Consider the following 25039-nt stretch of genomic DNA (forward strand, 5'->3'; position numbering starts at 1 on the left):
TTTCTGCCTGTGAGTGTGTGTTTACTCTGTGAAGAAGGCGCCGATGAAGGCGCCTTATCTGTTCTGGCGCAGCGCTGGAATCTGACGTGTGATCCGGACGCCGTCATGGCGCTGGTGCTGACGCCTGAGCGTCTGGAATTACGCAAACGCGACGAGCCAAAACTCGGCGCTATTTTTGTCGATTTCGTCGGCGGCACGATGGCGCATCGCCGTAAATTCGGCGGCGGACGCGGTGAAGCGGTAGCAAAAGCCGTCGGCATCAAAGGCAAATATCTGCCGGATGTCGTCGATGCCACTGCCGGTTTGGGTCGTGACGCGTTTGTGCTGGCGTCTCTGGGCTGCAAAGTGCGAATGCTGGAGCGTAATCCGGTGGTGGCGGCGTTGCTCGACGACGGGCTGGCACGTGGCTATCGCGATGCAGAAATTGGCCCGTGGCTGCGTGAGCGCATGACGCTCCTGCACGCTTCAAGCCTGACTGCACTCTCTGATCTTTCGCCAAAGCCGGAAGTGGTCTATCTCGATCCGATGTATCCGCACAAACAAAAAAGTGCGCTGGTGAAGAAAGAGATGCGCGTGTTTCAGGGACTGGTTGGCCCGGACGAAGATGCTGACGGCCTGCTGGAACCGGCGCGGCGGTTAGCGACCAAACGCATTGTGGTGAAACGCCCGGACTATGCGCCGCCCATGGCGGATATTGCCGCGCAGGCCGCCGTGGTGACCAAAAGTCACCGGTTTGATATTTATACGCCGCTGTAAAATCCCCATAAAAAAGAGGTGCCATTGGCACCTCTCATTCAACTCAAGCTCAGACGGTTTGTCTTACGCTTCTTCTTCCTCGTCACGTAATGGCACGATCAGCATGTCGATATGGACAGTGTTGATCAGCTGGCGCGCAGAGGACATCAGCTTGCTCCAGAAATCCTGGTGATGGCCGCACAGCACTAAATCCACACCGTATTTGTTGATGGCATCGACCAGCACTTGCGCCAAATCGCCGCTGCCGCTCAGCGTTTCTGAAATCGGATAACCCGCGTTTTGCGAAAGCTCATTCAGTGCGTGGTGCGTTTCTTCGGAAATGCGTTTCTGCATGTCACCCAGGTTCACGTCAATCAGGCCGGTGTAGAGGTCTGAATAGTTCACATCAACGTGGATCAGGGACACTTTGGCGTTGTACGGTCGCGCCATGGAAACGGCTTTCTCGACCAGAACCTTGCTCTCAGGTGACAGGTCTACAGCGATAAGGATGTGTTTGTAAGCCATAAGAAAACTCCTTCCATAAGTCGGTTAACAGCAATATCAGCATCATGCGAATCTCATGAGATCAGTATAGCCCCAAAATGGTGAGAGAAATCAAGCATACAGATCCCATTTCCTAATCTGACAATCTATAGATACAAATAATATGAACAGTTACAGATTCGTTTCCTACACTCAATAATGCAGGCTTCTCCTGCTTTAGCATTCTTCTGTGATAAGAAAAGAGGGCGGGCGAATGTTGCCCGGGGGTGTGAAATCGCGGAAAGGCAGGGCGAAACGTCGGGTGTGCGGCAGATTTTGAGCGGCATTGCGCGGTGTCAGTTCGCCTTGAGGGGGAATCATGATCAGTCCCGTTGCGCTGTTTTGGGCTTTATGTTTTGTGTGTGTGGTGAATATGCTGCGTTATTACTCGTCTTTGCGCGCGTTGCTGGTGGTGCTGCGGGGCTGTGATCCGTTGCTGTATCAGTACGTGGATGGTGGGGGATTCTTTACTTCCCACGGCCAGCCCAGCAAGCAGATAAGACTGGTTCGCTATATTTATGCTCAGCGCTATGTTGAACATCACGACCCTGAGTTTATTCGCCGGTGTGAAAGAGTACGCGGCCAGTTTGTCCTGACGACATGTCTGGTTGGACTGATTCTTATCAGTATGCTGGCCATGTTGATCTGGTACTGACACGTCTAAAGCCGTTGTGAGGAATGTGTGAAAAAGGGAATAAAAAAAGGCGACCTGTTCTGAGAACAAGGCCGCCTTTTTTACATCCGCGCCTGAGCACGCAGGTTTATCAGATAAGCTTCAGCGCAATCCAGTACAACACGCCGGAAAGAACAATCGACACTGGCAGGGTTAAGATCCACGCCATCGCGATGTTTTTCACGGTTTTAGCCTGAACACCGCCGCCATCCACAATCATGGTGCCCGCAACGGCTGAGGACAACACATGCGTGGTGGAAACCGGCATACCGGTGTAGCTGGCCACACCAATCGAAACCGCTGCGGTCATCTGCGCAGACAGGCCCTGTGCGTAGGTCATGCCTTTTTTACCAATCTTCTCACCGATGGTGGTCGCAACACGCTTCCAGCCAATCATAGTACCCAGCGCAAGTGCCAGGGCTACCGCGATGATGATCCAAATTGGCGCATATTCGACGGTTTGCAGAATGTCGGTTTTCAGCTCGCCGAGGAAGCGTTTATCCGCTGCGGAGGTTTCCGGCAGCTTAGCGACTTTATCGGCCGTATCAGAAACACACATCAGCAGACGGCGCATATGGCTGCGTTCTTCCGGTGCCAGATCGCTGTAAGACTGAAGATTGGTCAGAAGTGTCTGTGCGCGGCCAATCGCGTCAAGCGCATGGCTGCTGTCGCAATGGAAAACTTTTGTCTCATCGGCTGGGGCGATATTGACGTCCGGTGCAGGCACCAGAGGCGTCTGAGCCACAACATGTGGAACGGCATCAACATGCTGCTGATAGTACTGACCGAGGTGGGTCACGGCGTCGCGGGTACGGGCAATGTCGTAACCGGTCGCGCTCATGTTCACCACGAAACCTGCCGGAGCCACACCAATCAGCACCAGCATGATCAGGCCGATACCTTTCTGTCCGTCGTTCGCACCGTGAGAGAAACTCACACCGATTGCGGACAGGATAAGGCCAATACGGGTCCAGAATGGCGGCTTCTTCTTGCCGTCTTTCTTTTCACGTTCTGCCGGCGTCAGGTGGATACGGGCGTGTTTTTTATTCCCGCTCCAGTAGCGACGCAGCAGGAAAATCATGGTTCCCGCCATAATCATCCCGACCAGCGGTGAGACGATCAGTGAGGCGAAAATGCCAATCATTTTCGGGATGTTTAACGCATCAACCACCGACGTGTGGGTCATCAGTGCGTTAGTCAAACCCACGCCGATAATGGCGCCAATGAGGGTATGGGAGCTGGACGCCGGCAGGCCAAAATACCAGGTGCCGAGGTTCCAGATGATCGCCGCCAGTAACATAGAGAACACCATGGCAAGGCCATGCGCGGAACCTACATTCAGCAACAAATCGGTTGGTAGTAAATGGACTATGGCATAGGCCACGCTCAAACCACCGAGCAGGACGCCAAAGAAGTTAAATACCCCTGCCATCACGACCGCTAATTGCGAACGCATTGCCCGGGTGTATATGACGGTTGCTACTGCGTTGGCCGTATCATGGAAACCGTTAATGGCTTCATAGAACAGAACAAACAGTAACGCGAGAATCAATAACGAACCGGTATGAATATCCAACCCGGCAAATAGATGCAGCATAATTGTTACGCCAGTTAGTGGTCATGAACGCCGCGCATTATCTGCGAGAACAGGGGGACGGGAAAAGGAAAATATGACATTTTTTTGACTAAAAACAGTTCAATATTTAGGTTTGTTTCAATTAATTTTTTATATATCAAAATCTTATTCCTCCTTTGGGCGTTGAAACATTTACTTACGACGTTCAGAAAACCACCTCCCTGACTGGTTTAAGGGGCGTCTGTCCCTTACAATCCGCGTCGCAATGCGGCTAAAGCCCATTGGCACAGGGGGAAGCCCTGTCTAAAACGTAGCTGAAATTTCCGGAAAGAGAGGCCAAAAGTGGAACAGGTAGATGTGGTAGTCATTGGTGCGGGTGCGGCAGGCATGTTCTGTGCAGCGCAGGCCGGACAGGGTGGCTGCCGGGTTCTGCTGCTGGATAATGGCAAAAAAACCGGACGAAAAATTCTGATGTCAGGCGGCGGTCGCTGCAACTTCACCAATCTGTATGCCGAACCGGCTGCCTATCTTTCAGAAAACCCGCATTTCTGTAAATCTGCGCTGGCGCGTTATACCCAGTGGGATTTCATCGACTTGGTCAACCGCTACAACATCGCCTGGCACGAGAAAACGCTCGGGCAACTTTTTTGCGATGATTCAGCGACGCAAATTGTGGCGTTGCTGGATAAAGAATGTGAACTGGGGAATGTCGATGTGCGTCTGCGCAGCGAGATTTCAGACGTTCAGAAAACCGACGATGGCTTTATTATCAAAGTGAACGGCTCAACTGTAAGCACTCACTCACTTGTGATTGCCAGCGGCGGACTTTCTATGCCGGGGCTGGGCGCCTCGCCATTCGGTTATCGTCTGGCCGAACAGTTTGGCCTGAAAGTTTTACCGACCCGCGCCGGTCTGGTGCCGTTTACGCTGCATAAACCCCTGCTCGACCATTTACAGACGCTTTCCGGCGTCTCCGTGCCCGCTGTGCTGACAGCGCAGGATGGCACGGTGTTCCGCGAAAGCATTCTGTTTACGCATCGTGGCATGTCCGGTCCGGCGGTTCTGCAACTTTCAAGTTACTGGCAGCCTGGTGAGTTTGTGAGCGTTAACTTACTTCCTGATGTCGATCTGGCGGCGTTTCTCAATGCGCAGCGGCAGGAACATCCGAACCAGAGCCTGAAAAATACGCTGGCGATGCAGCTGCCGAAGCGTCTGGTGGAATGCCTGCAAACGCTCGGGCAACTGCCTGACGTCACGCTGAAACAACTGAACGTGCCACAGCAGGCTGAACTGGTTGAGCAATTGCAAAACTGGCAGGTGCAGCCGAATGGCACTGAAGGATACCGCACGGCGGAGGTCACGCTGGGTGGCGTCGACACGCGTGAGTTGTCTTCCAAAACCATGGCAGCGGCAAAAGTGCCGGGCCTGTATTTCATCGGTGAAGTCGTGGACGTGACCGGCTGGCTGGGAGGCTACAATTTCCAATGGGCGTGGAGTTCTGCATGGGCGTGCGCGCAGGATTTGATTACCCGACCGAAAGGCGCGAAATAGCCATATGACAGGGGGATCCCACCGTTTCTTCATTTTTCTCCCCCTGTTTCTGACATCCTGCGGGACGTTATCCGACATGCAGGTGAAAGAGCACCCTGACGCCGTGCGGGAACTGGCCTGTTCGGGCGATCTCGATGACATGGTCAATCGCGTTGTCCGCCAGTATCAGAAAAAAGAGAAAGCCTCAGGCCTCGCGATAGGCATTATCAGAAATAACGGCGAGGCCAGAACCTGGGGATTCGGCTACACCAATTCCACGCATCGTTACAAAATCGACGGGGAAACCCTGTTTGCTCTCGGTTCAGTCAGTAAAGGCGTAACGGGAGAAGTGGTGGCCGGGCTGGTCAACAAAGGCCAGTTGCGCTGGGATGATAAACTTTCCGATTTGCTGCCGAAAAATATCCCGCTGAGTGACGATGCGAAAAATATCACGCTGTTACAGCTGGCGACGCACACCTCTGGCCTGCCGCGACAAAACATGAATAAAGATATGCTGGAGAGTTTTCTCCGTTATCTCTACACCGGCGATAATTTCTATCAAGAGCTGGACAGCGACTCCGTCGTCAACGATCTGTCCGGGTTCAAAAAGCCTGAAAAGCGTGAACCGCAGTATTCCAATTTAGGCTATGCGCTGCTGGGCTATATTCTTAAACTCAAAACTGGTGAAGACATCCAGCAGCTTTCATATGACTTTATTTTCAGCTCGCTGAAGATGAACAGCACCAGTTTTTATGCCACGCGCCTGAAAGATTATCCCTACCGTGCCATCGGCCACGCAGGCGATCAGCCGAAATTTATCCCGCGCGGCGAAGTGGTGCCTGACTGGCATTTTTCCAATAATATGGTGGCCGCCGCCAGCCTTTACAGCAACGTGGATGACCTGCTTAAGTACTTGCGCGTGCATATCGACGGATCGAGAAACGACGATCTCAATCTTGCTATCAGCGCCACGGAAAAAGTGTATTTCCAGCGAAATATCGAAGCGGCTAATATCGCCTGGGTAACGGATCATATTAATAATCAGACGATTACCTATCAGGTCGGCTACATCGGTGGTTATTCCAGTTACATTGGTTTTGATAAACAGCATCAGAATGCTGTGGTGGTTCTACAGAACACCTTTAACTGGAGTAATTACATTGGCCATGATCTTTTACTGAGAATGGCGATGGCTGATGATTACCGTGGAAAGTGTCATTGATATTTTTCATGTGAATGCATTTGGTTTTGCTATTGATTAAACTTATTGAAATAAATACTTTTACATATTAAGCCATATTCTTACTTGTTGTTTTATCATCGTTTTATTTTTAATCTCCCTCGACTTTGCGCCGAATCAGATATTTCTTCTGCGGAAATCATATAACCTGCGGGAAAATTATCGTGCCCTTCGGGGACCCCTCCTTTCTAAAGGCTGATTATGTTTACTCTTTCATATAAAAAAGGTGCCTGCCTTGCGGGTATTCTGATGCTCTCTGGCGCTGCGGTTGCAGAAGAAACTATTCCGGTTGCGACGTCCGTCCCCGCCCCGGTAACCCTTGAAAAACCTGCGCCTGCTGTTGCGGCAGAACCGGCTCCGGCCGCGGTTGAACAATCCGCGCCTGCTGTTGCGGCAGAACCGGCTCCGGCCGCGGTTAAACAATCCGCGCCTGCTGTTGTGGCAGAACCGGCTCCGGCCGCGGTTGAACAATCCGCGCCTGCTGTTGTAGCAGAACCGGCTCCGGCCGCGGTTGAACAATCAGCGCCTGCTGTTGTGGCAGAACCCGCTCCGGCCGCGGTTGAAAAATCTGCGCCTGCCGTTGCGGCAGAACCGGAACCTGTTGTGACGAAAACCCCGGCTCCGTTGACGACGCTACCGACCTCTGAGGCGACGGTTCCTGTAGCAAAAGAGGAACCGAAAGCGCCGGTGGAGCCCGCATTCAGTTTAAGCAGCGAAGAACAAAAACGCGCTTACGCCAGCGGTGTCGCGATGGCGCGTTATATTGAAGATCAGATTGAGCAGCAGAAGGCGCTGCATATCACTCTGGACAAGGACATTATGCTGGCGGGGATCGCTGATACCTTTAATAAACAGGTGAAAATGAGTGATCAGGACATTCAGGAGACGTTGGCGGCGTTTGATGAGCAGGTTAAAGTTCTGACGAAAGCGGAAATTGATAAAAAGAGTGCGGCAGATAAAGCCTTCCTCGCCGATTTCACCAAACAGGATGGTGTGAAAAAAACCAAACAAGGCCTGCTGTATCTCGTCAAAAACAAAGGGCAGGGCGACGCGCTTAAAGATACGGATACGGTCGAAGTCAGCTATCAGGGCAGACTGGTGGACGGCACGATTATAGATGGCCCGCAGGTTGAGCATTCTAATCAGATTTTCCGCGTGGCGAATATGCCGCCGGTTCTGCGTGACAGCGTGAAGCTTATTCGCAAAGGCGGAGAGATTCAGGTGGTGATTCCGCCTGCAACCGTTGAAAATACGAATAATAAGGGGCCGAACGTTGTTGTGATTTACACCATCTCTGTGGTGAACGTGAATAAAGTACTATAATCGCAATTCAACAAACGCCCCTTAAGTCAATAAGCGGGCGTTTGTTGTAATAGGCTGGAATTAGCCATCAATAATAGGTAATTGTCACGTTAGCTTTTGCGGTGATATTACCGGTGAATTCATGGTTATCTGAGTCGGTAATATTTTCGGCTTCCTGAATGATCGCGGCCTGGAAAGTGGTGGTGTTTTTCCCTTGTACCGCTGCACCAATATTTTGTTTGACTCCCATTCTGACAATATTGCCTTCATTATTATATAAACCCACGGCAACCCCACTCAGTGCTTTTCCGCTGCTCGCGTCATGAACGACAAGAGTCTGTTTTCCTGGAATGGCAGAATTGGCATCGTCAAAGGTGAACTCAACATTATTCGTCTGGCTGCTGCAGGTAAAATTCATCCCAAAATGCGTGAGAGGCCCGGACTGCGGGAAACTGCCATTGCCCGTTTTGTGGAGGGTGCCGAGTTCAACGGTTTGATGTTTGTTATCAAGCTGGCAGGAAGGCGCCGCCATGTAAACCCCGGATCCCAACGGAACGTCGACAGTCGAAATACCGGACATTCCGTCAATGGTAAACGTTAAATGTGCGCCGGCTGGAATTACCGCCGCTGAACTGTATTCTATCCAGCCAAATTTAATCAACTCAGCACGCATTGATTCAATCGCGTAATTATATTGAGTGTCATATTTATAAAGGGTCCTAGCGGCATTGTATTGCGCACCAAACTGAACCAGCGTGGTGTCATCTTTGCCATTGATTATGGGATATTCCACGCCAAGGCGTTTTCCCTGAGCCATGGCTGCGGGCGGATAACTGTTCGACAATGTTTGCTCATTAACAGACACCGCTTTGATATACATTTTCAGCTTAATACCGTTATTCGTGGTCTGTGCTTCCCCCGTCCAGTCGAGTGCGTTGTCATTGACTGCGCTGAGGCTGAGTGAAATTGTTCCGTCGAAAGAAGCCGGTGCGGAAAACTCGTGGCCATCGGAAGTACAGGACAGCCGCATATTGGGCAGAAACTGAGCGTAATCAAGCGCCAGCACAACGGTATAATCCGGTGTGTTTTCATCGACTGCAATTGGATTTTCCCGCGTAAACGGTGAAAAAGGCGCAGCGCCACCCGAATCAATTGAGCAATGTAACGCCGCCTGGCACAAGCCAGGGAGCGCACTCAATAACATGAAAATCAGTAACGAATTCACAGCACGGCAGGCCAGTCTGTTTCTCATTACGCTTATCCGTCAGAAGTTAAGGGTCTGATGCATCACTGGCGTGTCGCCGCCAAAATCATTAATAACAGAATAATTCAACGAACCTGATTTTCCGGAAACTGTGCCGGGCAGGACGTAACGTGTTTCGCCTTTCGCCGGAACCATGACACTTTTGTCGGCGACAGGAAGTTTTTGTCCGCCCGCCGTGACGGAGAGTTCAGAGAAGCTTGCGTAGTATTCCGTCGGGTTTTTGACCGTCAGCCACGTTTTCCCGCCTTCATGCGAGACTTGCCATTGCAGTTTGCCGACCATGTCTGCAGACTTACCCGTCAACGTCGTCGGGCGAATGAAAACTTTCAAACGCGTCCGCACCGCGACCTGCAGTTGGTTGCCTTGTGTTTTGCTGACAGGCGGCACTTCCTGGATCCACAGCCAATACACGGATTCACGATCCTGAGGCAGTTTTCCCGGAATAACCACCATCCTGAGTTTACCTTCACGGCCGGCGCCTATTTTAAATAACGGAGGCGTCAGGATCAGAGGAAGGTTTTTATCGTTACCTTTTTGATCTTCAATCCAGGACTGAACCAGATAGTCCTGAGATTTATCATCATTAATCAGCTTAACTGACGTCTCTTTATCACTTTCCAGCGCAACAACTCTTGTCAAGGCCGGACGTACCGCCGCAGAAGCAGCGTTGGATAATAATAGGATGCTCATCAGCACCGGTACTGCAATTGTAGTCAATTTCATCACTTTCTCTTTTAGCGGCAAACCGCAGTAATTTGTTGATACCAGGGAGTGGCGTCGTTTTGGGCCGCCGGTATAGCGAACTGGCACCGGGTATCATTTTCCAGTGTCACGCTGAGCGTTGTTTCCTCGTCGGCGAGAACGCCGCTGAGATATAACAGTCCGTTATCCGCAACCATCCCGACCTGCTCTTTTCCTTGCCATACCGTTGCCCCGAAAGGCGCGGGTTTGCCGTCAGATAGCGATAGCATCACTATAGCCCGGCGTCCTACTTTTGTTTGGAAGCGGCGAACAACAACCGCTCCATGCGTGGGAATGACGTTATCAGCGCCATCTGTAAGTTCGATATTGTCTGCCGCGTGGCGAGTGTCCAGTGACAGCGGATTATCACGGTAGGGTGAAATAGATGGCAACACAGCACGTCCCCAGCGATTGGTGGAAACCCCCGGCTGGCCTTCCACACTGATATTCTTCGCCCCGGGTGTCTCAATAATGGCGATGGTGTCGCCCAATTGCTGGGACAGTACAACGCCATGGCGATACGCCACGATCCCGCCGGAAATCCCTGCTGAATACTGACGGCTACCCTGACCCGCACTCGCGCTGGCATTCATGTTTGCCATGCTGTTTTGGTATGCCACAGAGCCGGAGGGTGAATAACCATTGCTGTCGTGTTGTGCAGAAAGGGAGTAATTCATCGCGCCTTCCTGCTCGGTTCCGGATACGGTCGCGATTTGCGAATCGCCGGAATGGTTGCTGCTGTTGGTGCTAAACGAGACGTTGCGGCTTCTTCTTTCACCAATATCGAGTGGCATTGAGAAGTTGAGTGAAATCTGGCGATCCGGGCTGATGCTTTCGGATGAATCGTAGCCGGAGCCTGAATTCGCCTGATAGCTGTAACTGACGTTGACACTTACCGCTTTGATATTGAAGCTATATCCCATTGTCAAAGAGGTGTCTGTCGCTCCGGAGTCGTAATAACTGTCACGTTGTAGAGTCAGATAGCCGTTGCCGTATTTCCCGAGTTCCTGATTAAGCGTAGCCTGAACTTCATTTTTTCGATGATGGCGCACATCATCAGAACCCCATCTCCATCCGGCGTATTCAGGGAAATCCATAAAATCGGCGGATTGATAACGGTATCCCATAAGTTGCAATGAGGTATCGGTGGTATCGAAACGGCGGGCGTAGAGTAATCGCAATGCGCGACCCCTCTCTCCTGCTTCATTCTCCGGCGTTTCATCTTTCATACGCACAGAATCCGACACTGACTGATGGCGTTCCAGAGCAAGATCCAGAGAAATACTGCCTAAATATCCCAGGTTAAAAGCGCTGCCCACAGCCATGGACTGGTAGCCTTCACCAGCCAGAATCAGGTCGCTAAGCGTGACATTATCCCAGCCATATTGCAGGCTTCCCTGAGCAACCCACGGCTGATAAGAAATCCCATCATCACGGTAGCGGCCACCGCTCAGGCTGTAACGCCAGCTTCCCGGGCGAAGCATGTTGGGCAAAGATGTGTAGGGCACGGTGAATTTTTGCTGGCTACCGTCACTTTCTTCTACGGTTACCTCAAGGTCGGCCCCAATCTGTCCGTTATTCAGATCCGTAATGGCAAAGCTGCCTGGCGGCACCGTTTTGCTGTAAATAATATTGCCACGCTGGCGAATAACGATGCGGGCATTACTTCGCGCGACGCCACGGATGACCGGTGAATAACTGAAAGTATCTGCCGGCAGCATCTGGCTATTGGTTTCAAGTGTCATACCGCGTACAGGCAAAATACCGAGCACATCACTGGAGGTGCTGGCGTAAACGTCTCCCACGGTGAAACGAGAGACCAGAGAAGCAATATCTCTTTCGGCATACGCACGATCGTGGTTTTGTTCCCAACCTGACGGGGACTTATCAAACGTGTCAAAACTATAGAAGCGCCAGCTTCCAAGATTGACACCAGAATTCAGGCTCAGATAAGCCGTGTCGCTGCTGTCAGAACCCGCATCACCGCTGTGGTTTTCAGTGTGATAAATATAACCGGAATAACTTAAACGCAGTGCATTCACGCCCTGGTCCCATAATGACGGGTCGATCATTTCGCTTTGTGATGTCGCATTGCTCGCGGCTTGTGGCGCGGTGACAATAAGTTGTTGCATGGCGTCATCGTATTGAATTTTTGCATCTGGCCATTTCCCTAGCAGGTCATAGCAAACTTCATCACCGGATTTACCCAGCTCTTTTAAATCGTGATCCAGCCCCATCTGGTGTAATAATGCCTGTGTTAAACAGGGGGTAGCATTTTCACTATTTTTAAGCGGGATAAAATCGACTTTTGTTTTAAAAAGTGTCTGCCCGTTCAAAATAATATCTGCTGTTTTTATACCTACTGCGATCTGATCGGGATGATAAAATTGTTGAGGTATCTCCTGAGAATCCTTGCGTAAAAAGTCCGCGTCAAATCCTGAGTCATTATTTGCACTATTATTTTCCGTGGCATAAACAATAGAAGAAAAAAAAGCAGTAGCAAAAATGAAAGCTTTCATTATAAGAATACAATGATATCTAAACATTTATGTCCTGCTTTTATTTGATTTATTTATGGGGGTGTTTTTTTCTATTACTGATAGAAAATATCGATAAATGTTTTTGCCTGCACGTTACCTGAGGTTACCGCTGGAGTAGAGGTATTAGCCTTATAAGCAACTTTAAATTTCAAAGTGGTATTCCCTTCCGTTAGCGTTTGACTGTCAGATGGCGTACCGCCATTAATATCAACCAGTTTTGTTCCGTTATTCTCAAGGATCGCGATGCCCACGCCGGTTGCAGCATTTGAATCTGACATATTTCTCAATATTGCATTATCAACTGTATCGGGCGAACCACTAAAGGTAACACGAGCATTTTGCATGGTAGAAATATCACAATTTCTCAGGTCTATTGTGAAATCTTTCATGCCTGCATAGCCACCGCCACCTGAAAAAGAAGCGGGGGTCACTGCCGGTAAAGTCATTACTGCCGACGTTGCAGCAGGACCGCCGTTGAAGCCGTTCAGAGTACAAGCCGAGGCTTCAACAAGACCTACGAAGGTAATATCACCATCGGATGCAAATGATGCTAAAGGTAACATTCCCGTAATAATTAATGGGATGGCTTTAATTTTCATAAATTGATTCCTACGTTACATGTATAAATTCTACCGGAAGGTAGATGTTGTTCAGTTCTTAATATGCATAAGAATGATGAATGGATTATAAATATTTAACGTCTTTAGTAAATACATCAAAACTTATTTAATAGTTAAGGATTTTATAACTTGATTGGATTTTAGATGTGCGTAGAAGGAGTCGGGTGATTGACTGGCGGAATTTGGCCTGTAGTCTCCGGCCTTTTTATCTATCGGGTCATTACCCTCATCACTTAAACATTTTTCTAATACGGTGACATCACTGACGTAGTATCATTTGAATGACATATTCCAGTCAGACGACAACATAAGTTTCAAATGAATAGTTTAAAAATTACACATTGCCACTTTCTAAATACCAGTATTAATATGCGCGATAACATCAAATTGGGCGCAGCAAGGGCAGGACATGAATATAAAATTTTTACGCTGTAGAGAGGATTATGATAAGTGGCTTGCGCAAAGAATTAACCCTGACGGCGATACAGCGGTTGCCCGATTTTTGAGTCAGGTTGAAGTCGATGCTGCCTTTTCTGAGTCACCTCCGCGCGCTTACCCCTGCCTGGTTTACCTGGAAACGAGCGAAAATAATTGTCTTGATGAAAAAACTATTTATGTCTATGAAGATGAGTTCTCTGAGTGGATCCATCTGATGGGACTTTGACGCAGGAGAGTGTGATGGCGAATCTAAAAATCAGTGCTAATATTCAAACAACTGAGAATGATGATGAAAAAATGGTGGGGTTGGCCATGAGTATAAAGGGTACTGAACGTATTGAATCGCCAAAAATAAGAAAATTTGATCTCAACCTTTTGATCGTTCTTGATGCCGTTTATATGACCGGAAGCGTGAAAAACGCCGCAGCGCTACTCAACACTTCCTCTCCCAGCATCAGCCAGTACTTGCTGAAGCTAAAAGACTATTTTGGAGATCCGCTTTTCCTCCGTGATGGACAAAAACTAAGTCCGACGACAATCGCGACAAAATTGCATGGGAAGATAAAAAGCAACCTGGATGGTTTAATTTCAGGTGTCGAGGATTTTGAGAAAGACGAGTACCATCAACAGCTTGTTATTCAGTGTCCTATTTATCTTTCTATAAAAATCATCCCGATTATTGGTGAGTTTTTCGAAAGGGAAAATATCACATGTGAAATTGTCCACCGAGTGAGTGATAATATGGTGGATGGTTTCAGTGATTTACTCTCTTTACGGCAGGTTGATTTGATTTTTGGTGTGAGCAAAACGCTGGGTTTATCTACAAAGTCCTTTATATTAGATTCCGAGAAGCTTGCATTTATTTGTAAAAAAAATCACCCCAGAATGCATGATGTGTTTACTGAAGAAGACGTGAAAACGGAGTCATTCTGTTATATCCATACCGATGAGTTACCTGCCGTGATCACCAGGCAAAAGGTTGAAAACTCGATTCAGTCCGGGCGTATATTTTCGCTCAATAGTCCTTCATTTCTGTCAATCCTGAGTCATGTGGAATCGTCAAACTCTATTGCCATTGTTCCCCAGTGGTTGTTTAAAAAGTTCGGTAGTTCATTTAATATTAAGTTGCTGGAGACTGATATTGATTTGCCTACAGTCGATATCGCAATGAGCTACAACAAGGTCAATCTTAATAAAAAGATGAACCATTTACTGTTTGAATATCTCAGGGATAACTTCCCTCGTTATATGGACTGAGCCTGCGTTTAAAGGGCCTTAGGGCACAGGCTTGTCCAGCGTTTATGTCTGATCTATTTTCAACTGATGAACCGCAATATAGCGCTCGAACTTAGTGGGTTTCAACTGACTAAGATCCACCAATACCAGCCCGTCAATACAGTGGTTAAATTCCGGATCACTGCCGAAATCGATAAACTGCACACCGCCTGTTTCGCAAAGTTCTGAATACTGCTTATAAAGCGCTGGAATGCTGCAACCGAGGTTTGCCAGCAGGCGTTTCAGGCGCTGTAAATCTTCCTGATAATCATCTCCGCAAAACTGCGCGAGTACGTCGGGCAATGACGCCGGATAAGGGCGACGCGACGTTGCCAGCGGCAAGGCTGGCGCGAAGTACAGTCGATAAAAGGCTACCAGCAAATCGCGCGCGGCCAGCGGTAATCCACCGGAAATCGACACCGGGCCAAACAGGTAACGTGTTTGCGGATATTTCGCCAGATATGCACCGATGCCGAGCCACAAGTAATCCAGGCCACGCTTGCCCCAGTACGCGGGTTGAATAAAGCTGCGGCCCAGTTCAATGCCCTGCGCCAGAATCAGATCCATCTGGTGGTCGTACTGGAAAAGGCTCTGGCTGTAAATTTCCTTCGGCCCTTTGCTGGCGACCTGTTCTGCGGTCGGAATAAACCGGTAAGCGCCAACGATTTCTAATGCCTGCGGATCCCACAAAACCAGATGATAATAATCGTCATCGTAACCGTCCAGGTCGCGGCGGCGGCCGCTGCCTTCACCCACCGCACGGAACGCGATTTCGCGCAATCGGCCCAGTTCGCGCAAGATAGGTACGTAATCTTCGCCGTGGCGACGATAGAGATAAATCATTTTGCCGTCGGGGGTTTTGCCCAGTACTTCGCTGGCTTCCAATGCATGTTTCAGTACGGCGCGATCTTCGGCGCGGGCAATGGACGTTTCAGTATGAAACAGTTCGGGTTTTCCGCTGCCGAGACGATAAACGTGCTTTCGGAAACGCGCTGCCAGATCGCCAGCCGTCATCTGGCCGTCGTGCCAGCTGGAATACGGGATGCGTGCGCCGATTTTCAGCGTCAGGCTGTTTCCGCGCTGTCCGAACATTTCGTGGACCAGGAGTAAAGTACTCAGCGGGCGGTAAATCATTGAGCTTAGATAAAACAGCGCGCTGTTGCTGCCGCCGATATGTACCGGGACAACGGGCGCACGCGCTTTGGCGGCGAGACGGATGAAACCGGTATGCCATTTGCCGTCGCGAACGCCCTTCGAGCTCATACGCGATACCTCACCGGCCGGAAACATAATCAGCACGCCCTGATTCGCCAGATGTTCCTGCATTTGCGTAACCTGATTTCGGCGTGTGCGGTTGCCCATGTTATCTACCGGGATCATCAGACTGCCGAGCGAGGTCACCAGCGACAATATCTGGTTAGCGACCACTTTGACGTCAGGGCGTACCGACGCTACAGCATGCAATAATGCCAGGCCGTCGAGTGTGCCAATCGGATGGTTAGCCACGATAACAACCGGGCCGTAGCTTGGGATTTGCTCCCGATCTCGCTCCGTCAGTTCGCAGCGAATATCAAAATGCTCAAGCACCTGTTCGGCCATATCAATGCCTTTCAGATGTTGATGTTGTTCGGCAAAACGGTGGAATTCTTTTTCGCGGAACAGGGCTTTTAAGAGACGGCGTTGCCAGGAAGGGGTTTTGTGCTGCGGGTCGAGATCCTGAAACAGGGTATCCATGCTGAACATAGGATGTCCTCCGGTTGAAGTCCTCTGAACATAATCAGCCTGTGTGACAGCGATGTGTCATCAAAATGACAGAATGGCGAACCTTGTCAGGGCGCAAATATTCCTGATGTTCACTTTGGCCGAACTATAGTTTATTGATGACTTAATAGCTTCAGGGGAGGCTCGGGAAATGGTGACCCATTCTGTTCCAGATTTATTGACCCCTATGCCAAAACCGACTGAGGCGATTAATAAACTCATTGCGGTATTTCGTACAGCTTCTGTTCCTCTTGAGATTGAAGAGAAGGATTATGTTATCGATTTACAACAGGGAAACAGCGAGCCCGACGTTATTCTGGTATTAGACGGGGCACTGAATATTTACCGGACTGCCGATAATTTGCGATTCGTCAGAGCCAGTGCGCCTAATTTATTTGGAATGCAGGGTTCTCCGTTCCGCTACAACCTTTATCAGTTCAGAAGTGAAGAGGGGGCAGTGATTGAATTCCTCCCTTATTCTCGTGCGGTTGAGCTTGTCAGCGAACATCAACTTTTCCAAGAAGTGTTGGATTTCCAGGCGTACCTCAGCGATTTTCAGGCATATCGTACAAATCTGCTGATCAGTAAATCGGCATATCAGATAGTTTGCGCATTTCTGATTGAAATAGAGATGATGTCGCCGGAGCAAAGGTTTAACACCAGCGTCTTTAATTATATTCACGAGCATACTCACCTGGCCCGGAGCGGGGTGATGAGAATTTTGGCCGATCTTCGGCACGGGGAATATATTAATATCGAGAATGGAAAACTTATTGCGATCCTGAAAAAATTTCCCCGCGAATATTAAACTTAATAATGTCATTGACTACATTGCCTGATATCTCCGGCAGGGAGTCATACTGATTCTGTTTTTTTCGCACGGGTTTGGATCGCTTTGGCGCGGGCCCTGCGGCGTTTACCGCATGAAACCAGCGCCTCTGTCAGAATAGATTAAACACCGTGGATGCGCCCCATGTGCAGCGTATCCACCAGCTCGCCGTCGCGCAGGGCGTAGCACGGGCTGCGCCCCTCAATGCTAAAACCATACTTCTTGTACAGCCCGATGGCTGCTTCGTTATCGGCGTAAACGGTCAGCTCGACGCGCTTCACCTGCAACCACTTGTCGCAGAGTTCCAGCGCTGCTGCCAGAAGCTTACTACCGACGCCGCGCCCCTGAAAGCCGGTATCCACGCCAATTCCGAAGGTCGCCACATGACGACGTCGCCACGGCTGCTCGACCATCAGCGTGAGATTGCCGACGAGTTTTTCGTCAATGCAGGCCACCAGCGCAAATCTTCCCGGCGCAGAGTTTGCCAGACGGTCTTCCCATAGCGAGGCGGGTGGATAAGGGAGCTGGAGAGTGTCGCTGTAAACAGGAACCTGAGCGTATAGGTGTTGAAGCGCTTCGGCGTCTCGGGCTTCTGCGTGACGGATGACTATTTCGCTCATGGCGACACTCCTCTTTTTGTGGTTACTGTTTGAATATCCTCTACATTTATCAGGAATTGGATAAGAGTCAATCGAATGTTGGGTGAAAAATAATGCTTTACAAGTGCGAATGATAATGATTATTATTGCCATGCGTTCCGGGGATGGCCTCACACCAAGGTCAAACGGGTCCCCAAGAATGCACGACATTGCTCACATTGCTTCCAGTATTACTTAGCCAGCCGGGTGCTGGCTTTTTTTTTGCCTTTTTCCTTCATATTTCCGGCTGGTAGTGCGTTGGCTGTACTCGCTCACGCCGGTCACATACTTATGTATGCTCCCGGGGATTCGTTCCTTTGCCGCCTTCTCCCAACCCGAACTATTTTGGAAAAACCTTTTTTCATCTTGCCCACAACCCGAACTATTTCGAAAAAAAACGCACCTTTTCTCTTTCTAACTTTTCGACAAATCCTTTGGATTTAATCATCTGCGTTTGTTCATATTTTTTGAACAGAGGGGTGAAGTTTTTACGCTTTCTTATTCTCAGGCGTTGACTAGACTAGAGAAAACATTGAGGAGAGTTGAACATGATCTACTTACGTCAGGCACAAGAACGCGGTCACGCAAATCACGGTTGGCTGGAAAGCTGGCATACCTTCTCTTTCGCCGATTACTACGATGCAAACTTTATGGGCTTCTCCGCGCTGCGGGTAATCAATGAAGATTTCATCGATGCAGGGCAGGGTTTTGGTAAGCACCCGCACAAAGACATGGAAATTCTGACCTACGTGCTCGAAGGCACCGTGGAACATCAGGACAGCATGGGCAACAAAGAGCAGATTCAGGCGGGTGAATTCCAGATTATGAGCGCCGGGACCGGTGTGACGCACTCCGAGTACAACGGAAACAGCGACCGTAAGCTGCACCTTTACCAGATTTGGATTATTCCGGACAAAAAAGGGCTGGAGCCACGCTACGAACAGCGTATGTTCGACGCGCCGCAAGGCCGCCAGCTAGTGCTTTCTCCGGATGCCCGCGACGGTTCACTGAAAGTGTTCCAGGATATGGAACTGTCCCGCTGGGCGCTGAAAAAAGACGAACAGTCGGTTTATACGATCCAGGCTGAACGCCGTGTGTGGATCCAGGTGGTGAAAGGCACCGTATCCATTAACGGTCAGAAAGCCGGTCAGAGCGATGCGCTGGCAATCTGGGATGAAACGGCGTTGTCCGTGCATGCCGATGAAGACAGCGAAATTCTGCTGTTTGACCTGCCACCGGTCTGATGATTTCCGATACCACTGTTAAAGGCGACTCCGGTCGCCTTTTTTGTTTTTCCCCATAGTCCTTTTCCCCGCGTTTGCATTGCTGAATTTTTCGGCTTCGTGACGCCATTCACACCCGCAACAAATCGACCGGCAATTCTTTGACCCCCTTCGCACATTGCTTTTAGTTCTATGGAAACCGGTTTCCAAAGTGATTCAAATACCCTCAGCAAGAGAAACGGGCAGAACATAAATCATCTGGGAGTGAAGCAAAAATGAAAAGAATCATGCTTTGTTGTTCGGCGGGAATGTCGACCAGTTTGTTAGTTCGCAAAATGAAAGAGGTTGCGGCGCAGCGTGGCGAAGATGTGCAGATTGATGCGTTCGGAGCCAGCGAGTTTGACGAAAAATTCCGTGACTATCAGGTGGTGCTGCTTGGGCCGCAGGTGCGTTACATGCAGGGCGATTTGTCGGCGAGAGCGGCGGAATTCAATATTCCGGTCGAAGTTATCAACATGATGGATTACGGCATGCAGCGCGGCGATAACGTACTGGACTTCGCCTTCGGCCTGATCGCACAGGAAGGAAGCCGCGTATGAGTGGCCTTTATCAGGCGATGGTTAACGTCATCGAAAAGCACATCACGCCGCTGGCGGGCAGCGTTGGCCAGCAGCGGCACGTGATTGCGATTCGCGACGGTTTTATCGCTGCGCTCCCTTTCATGATTATCGGGTCGTTCATGCTGGTCTTTATTTTCCCGCCATTCTCGCCGGATACTACCAACGGTTTCGCGCGCGGCTGGCTGGATCTCTCGCTAAAATACCGCGAACAGTTGATGCTGCCGTGGTATCTGAGCATGGGTGTCATGACCTTTTTCATTTCCGTCGGTATCGGCGCGAGTCTCGGTAAATATTACAAACTCGACCCGATCATGACCGGTTTGCTGGCGTTTATGGCCTTTCTGCTGGTTGCCGCGCCGTATCACGACAAACAGATTTCAACACAATATTTCTCCGGCGAAGGTATTTTTACCGCGATCCTGACGGCGATTTATGCCGCAGAAGTGTATGCGTTGCTCAAACGCCGCAACATTACGATCCGCCTCCCAAAAGAAGTCCCGACCGGCGTGGCGCGCTCGTTTGAGATCCTGATCCCGGTCGTCGTGATTGTCGCCACGCTGCATCCGCTGAACCTGTTTATTCAATCCACCACTGGCATGATTATTCCTGAAGCGATTATGCATCTGCTCGCGCCGCTGGTTTCCGCGTCGGATTCCCTGCCGGCGATTCTGATTTCGGTGTTTATCTGTCAGGTGCTCTGGTTTGCCGGTATTCACGGCGCGCTGATTGTCACCGGCATTATGAACCCGTTCTGGATGACCAATCTGGCGCTGAACCAGACTGCGTTACAGGCGGGCGAACCGCTGCCACACATTTATTTGCAAGGTTTCTGGGATCACTATCTGCTGATTGGCGGCGTCGGCTCGACCCTGCCGCTGGCGATTTTGCTGTTGTGCAGTAAAGCCGTACATCTGCGAACGATCGGCAAAATGGGCGTCGTGCCGAGCTTCTTTAACATCAACGAACCGATTCTGTTCGGCACGCCGATTATCATGAATCCGGTGTTTTTCCTGCCGTTCACACTGGTGCCGATGCTCAACGCCGTTTTCGCTTATACCGCCACAAAACTCGGCTGGGTCGCGCAAGTGGTGTCGCTCACACCCTGGACAACGCCTGCGCCAATTGGTGCGTCATGGGCCGCAAACTGGGCATTCAGTCCGGTAATTATGTGCCTGTTCTGTATGGTGTTATCAGCAGTGATGTATTACCCGTTCCTGAAAGCGTACGAACGTACTTTACTCAAACAGGAAGCGGAAAAGGCCGGTGCTCAAACGGCGGGTAACGCCGTACCGGTCAACAGCTAAACGCAAAGCAACGGACAGCGAGGATGACGATGAAATATGCATTTCCAAAAGAGTTCTGGTGGGGTAGCGCCAGTTCTGCACCGCAAACGGAAGGTGAAACCCTGAGCCACGGTAAAAGCGCGACGGTCTGGGATCACTGGTATTCGCAGCAACCGACGCGTTTCCATAATGATGTTGGCCCGCAGGACACATCGACGTTTTATAAAAATTGGCGCGAGGACATCGCGCTGCTGAAACAGCTTAACCACAACACATTCCGCACTTCGATTTCCTGGGCGAGGCTGATCCCGGGCGGAAAGGGCGAAGTGAACCCGGAAGCCGTGGCGTTTTATAATCAGGTGATTGATGAAATGCTGGCGCAGGGCGTGCAGCCGTTTATCAACCTGTTCCATTTCGATATGCCGATGGCGATGCAGGAAATTGGCGGCTGGGAAAACCGCGACGTGGTTGAGGCTTACGCAAAATATGCCGATACCTGTTTCGCGCTGTTCGGCGACCGCGTCAAACATTGGTTCACGTTCAACGAACCGGTCGTGCCGGTGGAAGGCGGTTATTTGTATGATTTCCATTATCCGAATGTGGTGGATTTCAAACGTGCCGCGACCGTGGCCTATCACACCATGCTGGCGCATTCGCTGGCGGTGAAAGCTTACCGCGCCCGTCAGCAGGGCGGCGAAATTGGCATCATTCTCAACCTCACGCCGTCTTATCCGCGTTCACAAAATCCGGCAGATTTGAAAGCCGCGAACATTGCTGACCTGATGTTTAATCGCAGTTTCCTCGATCCGGCGCTGCGCGGTGAATATCCGCAGGAACTGGTGGAATTGTTGAAAAAACACGGGCAGCTTCCGGCATGTCAGGAAAGCGATGCGGCGCTGTTGCAGCAGGGCGTGGTGGATTTACTCGGCATCAATTATTACCAGCCGCGCCGTATCCAGTGCCGCGACAGCCTGGTGAATCCTGAAAGTCCGTTTATGCCGGAGTGGTTCTTCGATAACTACGTGATGCCGGGCCGAAAAATGAACCCGCACCGTGGCTGGGAAATTTACGAACAGGGGATCTACGATATCCTCACCAATCTGCGTGAAAACTACGGCAATCCGCGTTGTTTTATTTCCGAAAACGGCATGGGTGTGGAAAATGAACTGCGCTTTGAACAGGCGGGCCGGATTGATGATGACTACCGTATCGAGTTTGTCAGCGGACATTTGAAATGGTTACACCGCGCGTTACAGGAAGGTAGCGGTTGTCTCGGCTACCATATGTGGACATTTATCGACTGCTGGTCATGGATGAACGCGTACAAAAACCGCTATGGTTTCGTGCAGCTGGATCTCGCCACCCAAAAACGGACGGTGAAGAAAAGCGGCGAATGGTTCGCGAACGTGTCTAAAAATAACGGTTTCGATTAACAAAGGAACGGCATGGCAAACATAAACGACGTCTCGCGGCTGGCGAACGTGTCGAAAGCGACGGTTTCCCGTGTCCTGAGTGGCAGCCGCGGAGTAAAAGAGGAAAGCCGCCTGGCCGTTATGCAGGCGGTCGAAACGCTGCAATACAAGCCGAGCGTGATTGCGCAGTCTCTCTCCACGCAGTCCACTGGCTGTATCGGCGTGATTTGCGCGGCAGAAAACATCAACCAGTCCACCGGCTATCTGCATGCGCTGGAAAAAGAGTTACGGCTGAACCAGAAATATTTGCTGCTGAGATTCGCCACGGATGCGGCGGGTCTGGCGCATTCGGTTAACGAAATCGGTAGAGGATTATGCGATGCGATGATCGTCATCGGCGCACGCTTTGAACTGCCGCCGTTGCCGGAAAATGTGATTACCATTGATTGTCTGGATGAAGATTCTGACCGCAGCATTCACTTTGACCGCAGCTTTGCTGCCGAAACCGCCTGCCAGTATGTGTTGCAGCAAGGGCGCAGGCAGATTGCGCTGATTAACGCAGAAAACGGCGAAACTGCCGGGCAAATTTTGCAGGGTTATCATCAGGCACTGGAGAAATTCCTGCTGCCGTATGACAGGCGGCTGGTACACAGCGGCGAGCAGGCGCTGGCGCAGCTGCTGGCGCAAAACGTTCCGTTCAACGCATTGCTGGTGCCGGATGATGCCAGCGCGCAGGACGCCCTGCGCCAGCTCGCACAACACGGGCGCGCCGTGCCCGCCAGCGTGATGGTTTTCAGCCTCGACAGTACATTGCCGCCGGGGATTTCCGCCGTTCCTGCGATCACGTATCCGCTGGAAACGCTGGCGCAAACCGCCATAGCGCTGCTCGCCGGGCAATTTTCAGCGAACGCGTGCGCACCGGTGCGCGGGCAGCTTTCTATCCCTTTCTGACCCACATCTCATGTCGCGCAGCAACGGATACCCGCCTGCGCGATTGTTTGCTACCATTACGCTCTGATCCCCTTAATCCAGTTCATTGAAAAACGTGAAGAAAAAAAGGCCCGTACTCCAGGATGTTGCCGACAAAGTGGGCATCACCAAAATGACGGTCAGCCGTTATTTGCGCAATCCCGAACAAGTTTCCAGCGCCTTGCAGGAAAAGATTTCGGCTGCGCTCGATGAACTGGGTTACATCCCAAACCGCGCTCCGGATATTCTCTCGAACGCCAAAAGTCGCGCCATCGGCGTGTTACTGCCGTCACTGACCAACCAGGTGTTCGCCGAAGTGCTGCGCGGCATCGAAAGTGTCACGGATATTCACGGCTACCAGACCATGCTGGCGCACTACGGTTACAGCCAGGAGCGTGAAGAACAGCGTCTCACGTCGCTGCTTTCTTACAATATCGACGGCCTGATTTTGTCCGAACGCCATCACACCGCGCGTACGCTGAAAATGATCGAAGTGGCCGGTATTCCGGTGGTTGAGATGATGGACTGCGTCTCGCCGTGCGTGGATCTGGCGGTCGGCTTTAACAACTTTGAGGCCGCGCGGCAGATGACGCAGCAGATCATCGCGCACGGGCATCGGCATGTGGTGTATTTCGGTGCACGCCAGGATGAACGTACGATCATCAAACAGCAGGGTTACGAGCAGGCGATGCGTGAATCCGGGCTGGAGCCTTACAGCGTGATGACCAGCCGTTCATCCAGCTACAGCGGCGGCGCGGAATTACTGCGTCAGGCGCAAAAAGACTGGCCGCAAATCGACAGTATTTTCTGCACCAACGATGACCTCGCGGCGGGCGCATTCTTTGAATGTTTACGGCAGGGGTTGAGCATTCCGTCACAAATGGCGATTGCCGGTTTCCACGGTCACAACATGGGACAGGCGATGGAGCCACCGCTCGCCAGCGTACTCACGCCGCGCGAAAGAATGGGGCAGATTTCCGCCGAACGCCTGCTGGCGAGATTACGCGGTGAAGAAGTCGTACCGAGGATGGTGGATGTAGGGTTTACCATCTCGGCAGGCGGAAGTATCTAATCTGCATGAGCCTGGTTTACTTGCCACTTTGAATCCGGGTGGTGCTCGTCCTCCTCACGTACTGCGTGTACGCTCCGGGGCCTGCGCTCCATCCGAATCCAAATTGGCTGCGCCACCGACGGCTCAGCGGCGCAATTAATAGCCAGTTACTTCTGCAATGTTTTCAAGGCAGCTACGCAGCGATCGACCACACCTTCAAACTTATGATCGATATTTACGCGCAATACATCCGGCTCATCTTCGCCGGGTTCTTCGAGTGCATCGAACTGGCTTCTCAGTAAATCGGTCGGCATAAAATGCCCGGCGCGCGCTTTCAGGCGCTCGGCAATCACGTCAAAACTGCCTTTCATGTAGATGAAAACCATGCCTTCGTTGTCTTTGCGCAGTGCGTCGCGGTAGCGGCGTTTTAGCGCGGAGCAGACAATAATACCGGTTTCATTTTTATGGCGCAGGCTGTAAGCCGCGTCATTCAGACGTAATAACCACGGCGCACGATCGTCGTCATTCAACGGCGTACCGCTGGCCATCTTTTGAATATTGGCACGGGGATGAAGATCATCACCGTCGATGAATTTTGCGTTAATTTCACGGGCCAGTGCCGCGCCGACGGTGGATTTACCGCTGCCTGACACGCCCATCAGAATGATGCTTTGTCCTGCCATAAGTATGATCTCTATCCCAAAATGAACATTTCGACTGCGTAGTGAGTCCTAATATTAGCATGTTACCGGTATCATGATACCGGTAACAAATGG

Annotated in this window: 23 protein-coding genes; 14 read left to right on the forward strand and 9 right to left on the reverse strand. The window is 50.8% G+C overall.

Going from position 1 to position 25039, the window contains the following annotated elements; translation table 11 throughout:
• Positions 1-9 precede the first annotated feature (9 nt).
• Positions 10-756 (forward strand): 16S rRNA (guanine(1516)-N(2))-methyltransferase RsmJ, encoded by a 747-nt coding sequence (gene rsmJ, locus ACLBVC_RS12330; RefSeq protein WP_410149838.1) that lies wholly within the window; start codon positions 10-12, stop codon positions 754-756.
• A 63-nt stretch (positions 757-819) separates the two neighbouring features.
• Here the strand turns inward: rsmJ and uspA are convergent, their stop codons facing one another.
• Positions 820-1260, reverse strand: a complete 441-nt coding sequence (uspA, locus tag ACLBVC_RS12335; RefSeq protein ID WP_014333460.1) for a universal stress protein UspA — start codon at positions 1258-1260, stop codon at positions 820-822.
• Positions 1261-1597: 337 nt separating this feature from the next.
• Here uspA and uspB point away from each other — a divergent pair, with 337 nt between their 5' ends.
• Positions 1598-1933: a universal stress protein UspB gene (uspB, locus tag ACLBVC_RS12340; RefSeq protein ID WP_195814817.1), complete on the forward strand. Its 336-nt coding sequence runs from the start codon at positions 1598-1600 to the stop codon at positions 1931-1933.
• Between the two features lie 109 nt (positions 1934-2042).
• Here the strand turns inward: uspB and pitA are convergent, their stop codons facing one another.
• Entirely contained in the window at positions 2043-3548 is a 1506-nt protein-coding gene (gene pitA, locus ACLBVC_RS12345; RefSeq protein ID WP_410149839.1) for an inorganic phosphate transporter PitA, read from the reverse strand.
• Between the two features lie 321 nt (positions 3549-3869).
• Here pitA and ACLBVC_RS12350 point away from each other — a divergent pair, with 321 nt between their 5' ends.
• The 3 genes from ACLBVC_RS12350 to ACLBVC_RS12360 all read left to right on the forward strand — a co-directional run bounded on the left by ACLBVC_RS12350 (position 3870) and on the right by ACLBVC_RS12360 (position 7620).
• A complete protein-coding gene (locus tag ACLBVC_RS12350) occupies positions 3870-5078 on the forward strand; it encodes a BaiN/RdsA family NAD(P)/FAD-dependent oxidoreductase (RefSeq protein ID WP_410149840.1) in 1209 nt (402 codons plus the stop codon).
• Positions 5079-5082: 4 nt separating this feature from the next.
• Positions 5083-6279 (forward strand): serine hydrolase domain-containing protein, encoded by a 1197-nt coding sequence (locus ACLBVC_RS12355; RefSeq protein ID WP_410149841.1) that lies wholly within the window; start codon positions 5083-5085, stop codon positions 6277-6279.
• Positions 6280-6498: 219 nt separating this feature from the next.
• A complete protein-coding gene (locus tag ACLBVC_RS12360) occupies positions 6499-7620 on the forward strand; it encodes an FKBP-type peptidyl-prolyl cis-trans isomerase N-terminal domain-containing protein (RefSeq protein ID WP_410149842.1) in 1122 nt (373 codons plus the stop codon).
• A gap of 67 nt (positions 7621-7687) precedes the next feature.
• Here ACLBVC_RS12360 and ACLBVC_RS12365 read toward each other — a convergent pair whose 3' ends face one another.
• The 4 genes from ACLBVC_RS12365 to ACLBVC_RS12380 all read right to left on the reverse strand — a co-directional run bounded on the left by ACLBVC_RS12365 (position 7688) and on the right by ACLBVC_RS12380 (position 12743).
• Complete coding sequence (locus ACLBVC_RS12365; protein WP_410149843.1) at positions 7688-8665, reverse strand: fimbrial protein; 978 nt, start codon at positions 8663-8665, stop codon at positions 7688-7690.
• A 198-nt stretch (positions 8666-8863) separates the two neighbouring features.
• Entirely contained in the window at positions 8864-9586 is a 723-nt protein-coding gene (locus ACLBVC_RS12370; protein WP_410149844.1) for a fimbrial biogenesis chaperone, read from the reverse strand.
• An 11-nt stretch (positions 9587-9597) separates the two neighbouring features.
• Positions 9598-12123: a fimbria/pilus outer membrane usher protein gene (locus ACLBVC_RS12375; RefSeq protein ID WP_410149845.1), complete on the reverse strand. Its 2526-nt coding sequence runs from the start codon at positions 12121-12123 to the stop codon at positions 9598-9600.
• A gap of 74 nt (positions 12124-12197) precedes the next feature.
• Entirely contained in the window at positions 12198-12743 is a 546-nt protein-coding gene (locus ACLBVC_RS12380; protein ID WP_410149846.1) for a fimbrial protein, read from the reverse strand.
• Positions 12744-13173: 430 nt separating this feature from the next.
• Here ACLBVC_RS12380 and ACLBVC_RS12385 point away from each other — a divergent pair, with 430 nt between their 5' ends.
• Together ACLBVC_RS12385 and ACLBVC_RS12390 are read left to right on the forward strand one after the other, a co-directional pair.
• Positions 13174-13428: a hypothetical protein gene (locus ACLBVC_RS12385; RefSeq protein WP_410149847.1), complete on the forward strand. Its 255-nt coding sequence runs from the start codon at positions 13174-13176 to the stop codon at positions 13426-13428.
• On the forward strand, positions 13404-14459 hold the full coding sequence (locus ACLBVC_RS12390) for a LysR family transcriptional regulator (protein ID WP_410149848.1): 1056 nt from the start codon (positions 13404-13406) through the stop codon (positions 14457-14459). The genes ACLBVC_RS12385 and ACLBVC_RS12390 overlap by 25 nt, the downstream gene beginning before the upstream one ends.
• A gap of 42 nt (positions 14460-14501) precedes the next feature.
• Here ACLBVC_RS12390 and ACLBVC_RS12395 read toward each other — a convergent pair whose 3' ends face one another.
• Positions 14502-16220 (reverse strand): lysophospholipid acyltransferase family protein, encoded by a 1719-nt coding sequence (locus ACLBVC_RS12395; protein WP_410149849.1) that lies wholly within the window; start codon positions 16218-16220, stop codon positions 14502-14504.
• Between the two features lie 169 nt (positions 16221-16389).
• On the opposite strand from ACLBVC_RS12395, the gene ACLBVC_RS12400 reads away from it, so the two are divergent.
• On the forward strand, positions 16390-17046 hold the full coding sequence (locus ACLBVC_RS12400) for a helix-turn-helix domain-containing protein (protein ID WP_410149850.1): 657 nt from the start codon (positions 16390-16392) through the stop codon (positions 17044-17046).
• Positions 17047-17189: 143 nt separating this feature from the next.
• On the opposite strand, the gene ACLBVC_RS12405 is transcribed toward ACLBVC_RS12400, so the two are convergent.
• Positions 17190-17687, reverse strand: a complete 498-nt coding sequence (locus tag ACLBVC_RS12405) for a GNAT family N-acetyltransferase (protein ID WP_410149851.1) — start codon at positions 17685-17687, stop codon at positions 17190-17192.
• Between the two features lie 566 nt (positions 17688-18253).
• Between ACLBVC_RS12405 and ACLBVC_RS12410 the strand changes: the two genes are divergently transcribed.
• The 6 genes from ACLBVC_RS12410 to gntR all read left to right on the forward strand — a co-directional run bounded on the left by ACLBVC_RS12410 (position 18254) and on the right by gntR (position 24284).
• A complete protein-coding gene (locus ACLBVC_RS12410) occupies positions 18254-18949 on the forward strand; it encodes a pirin family protein (protein WP_410149852.1) in 696 nt (231 codons plus the stop codon).
• A gap of 254 nt (positions 18950-19203) precedes the next feature.
• Positions 19204-19527, forward strand: coding sequence for a PTS sugar transporter subunit IIB (locus ACLBVC_RS12415; RefSeq protein WP_101077532.1), 324 nt, complete (start codon positions 19204-19206; stop codon positions 19525-19527).
• The gene (locus tag ACLBVC_RS12420; protein WP_101077531.1) at positions 19524-20852 is read left to right on the forward strand and encodes a PTS sugar transporter subunit IIC; all 1329 of its coding nucleotides are present in this window, start codon (positions 19524-19526) and stop codon (positions 20850-20852) included. The genes ACLBVC_RS12415 and ACLBVC_RS12420 overlap by 4 nt, the downstream gene beginning before the upstream one ends.
• A 29-nt stretch (positions 20853-20881) precedes the next feature.
• Entirely contained in the window at positions 20882-22264 is a 1383-nt protein-coding gene (locus tag ACLBVC_RS12425; RefSeq protein ID WP_410149853.1) for a glycoside hydrolase family 1 protein, read from the forward strand.
• 12 nt (positions 22265-22276) lie between these two features.
• Positions 22277-23194 carry a LacI family DNA-binding transcriptional regulator gene (locus ACLBVC_RS12430; RefSeq protein WP_410149854.1) on the forward strand — a complete coding sequence of 306 codons (918 nt, stop codon included), beginning with the start codon at positions 22277-22279 and terminating at the stop codon, positions 23192-23194.
• A 94-nt stretch (positions 23195-23288) separates the two neighbouring features.
• A complete protein-coding gene (gntR, locus tag ACLBVC_RS12435; RefSeq protein ID WP_410149855.1) occupies positions 23289-24284 on the forward strand; it encodes a gluconate operon transcriptional repressor GntR in 996 nt (331 codons plus the stop codon).
• 146 nt (positions 24285-24430) lie between these two features.
• Here the strand turns inward: gntR and ACLBVC_RS12440 are convergent, their stop codons facing one another.
• Complete coding sequence (locus ACLBVC_RS12440) at positions 24431-24946, reverse strand: gluconokinase (RefSeq protein WP_152327568.1); 516 nt, start codon at positions 24944-24946, stop codon at positions 24431-24433.
• Positions 24947-25039 lie beyond the last annotated feature (93 nt).

Origin of the sequence: Rahnella selenatireducens, from assembly GCF_046449555.1 — a bacterium.
Lineage (GTDB): Bacteria > Pseudomonadota > Gammaproteobacteria > Enterobacterales > Enterobacteriaceae > Rahnella > Rahnella selenatireducens.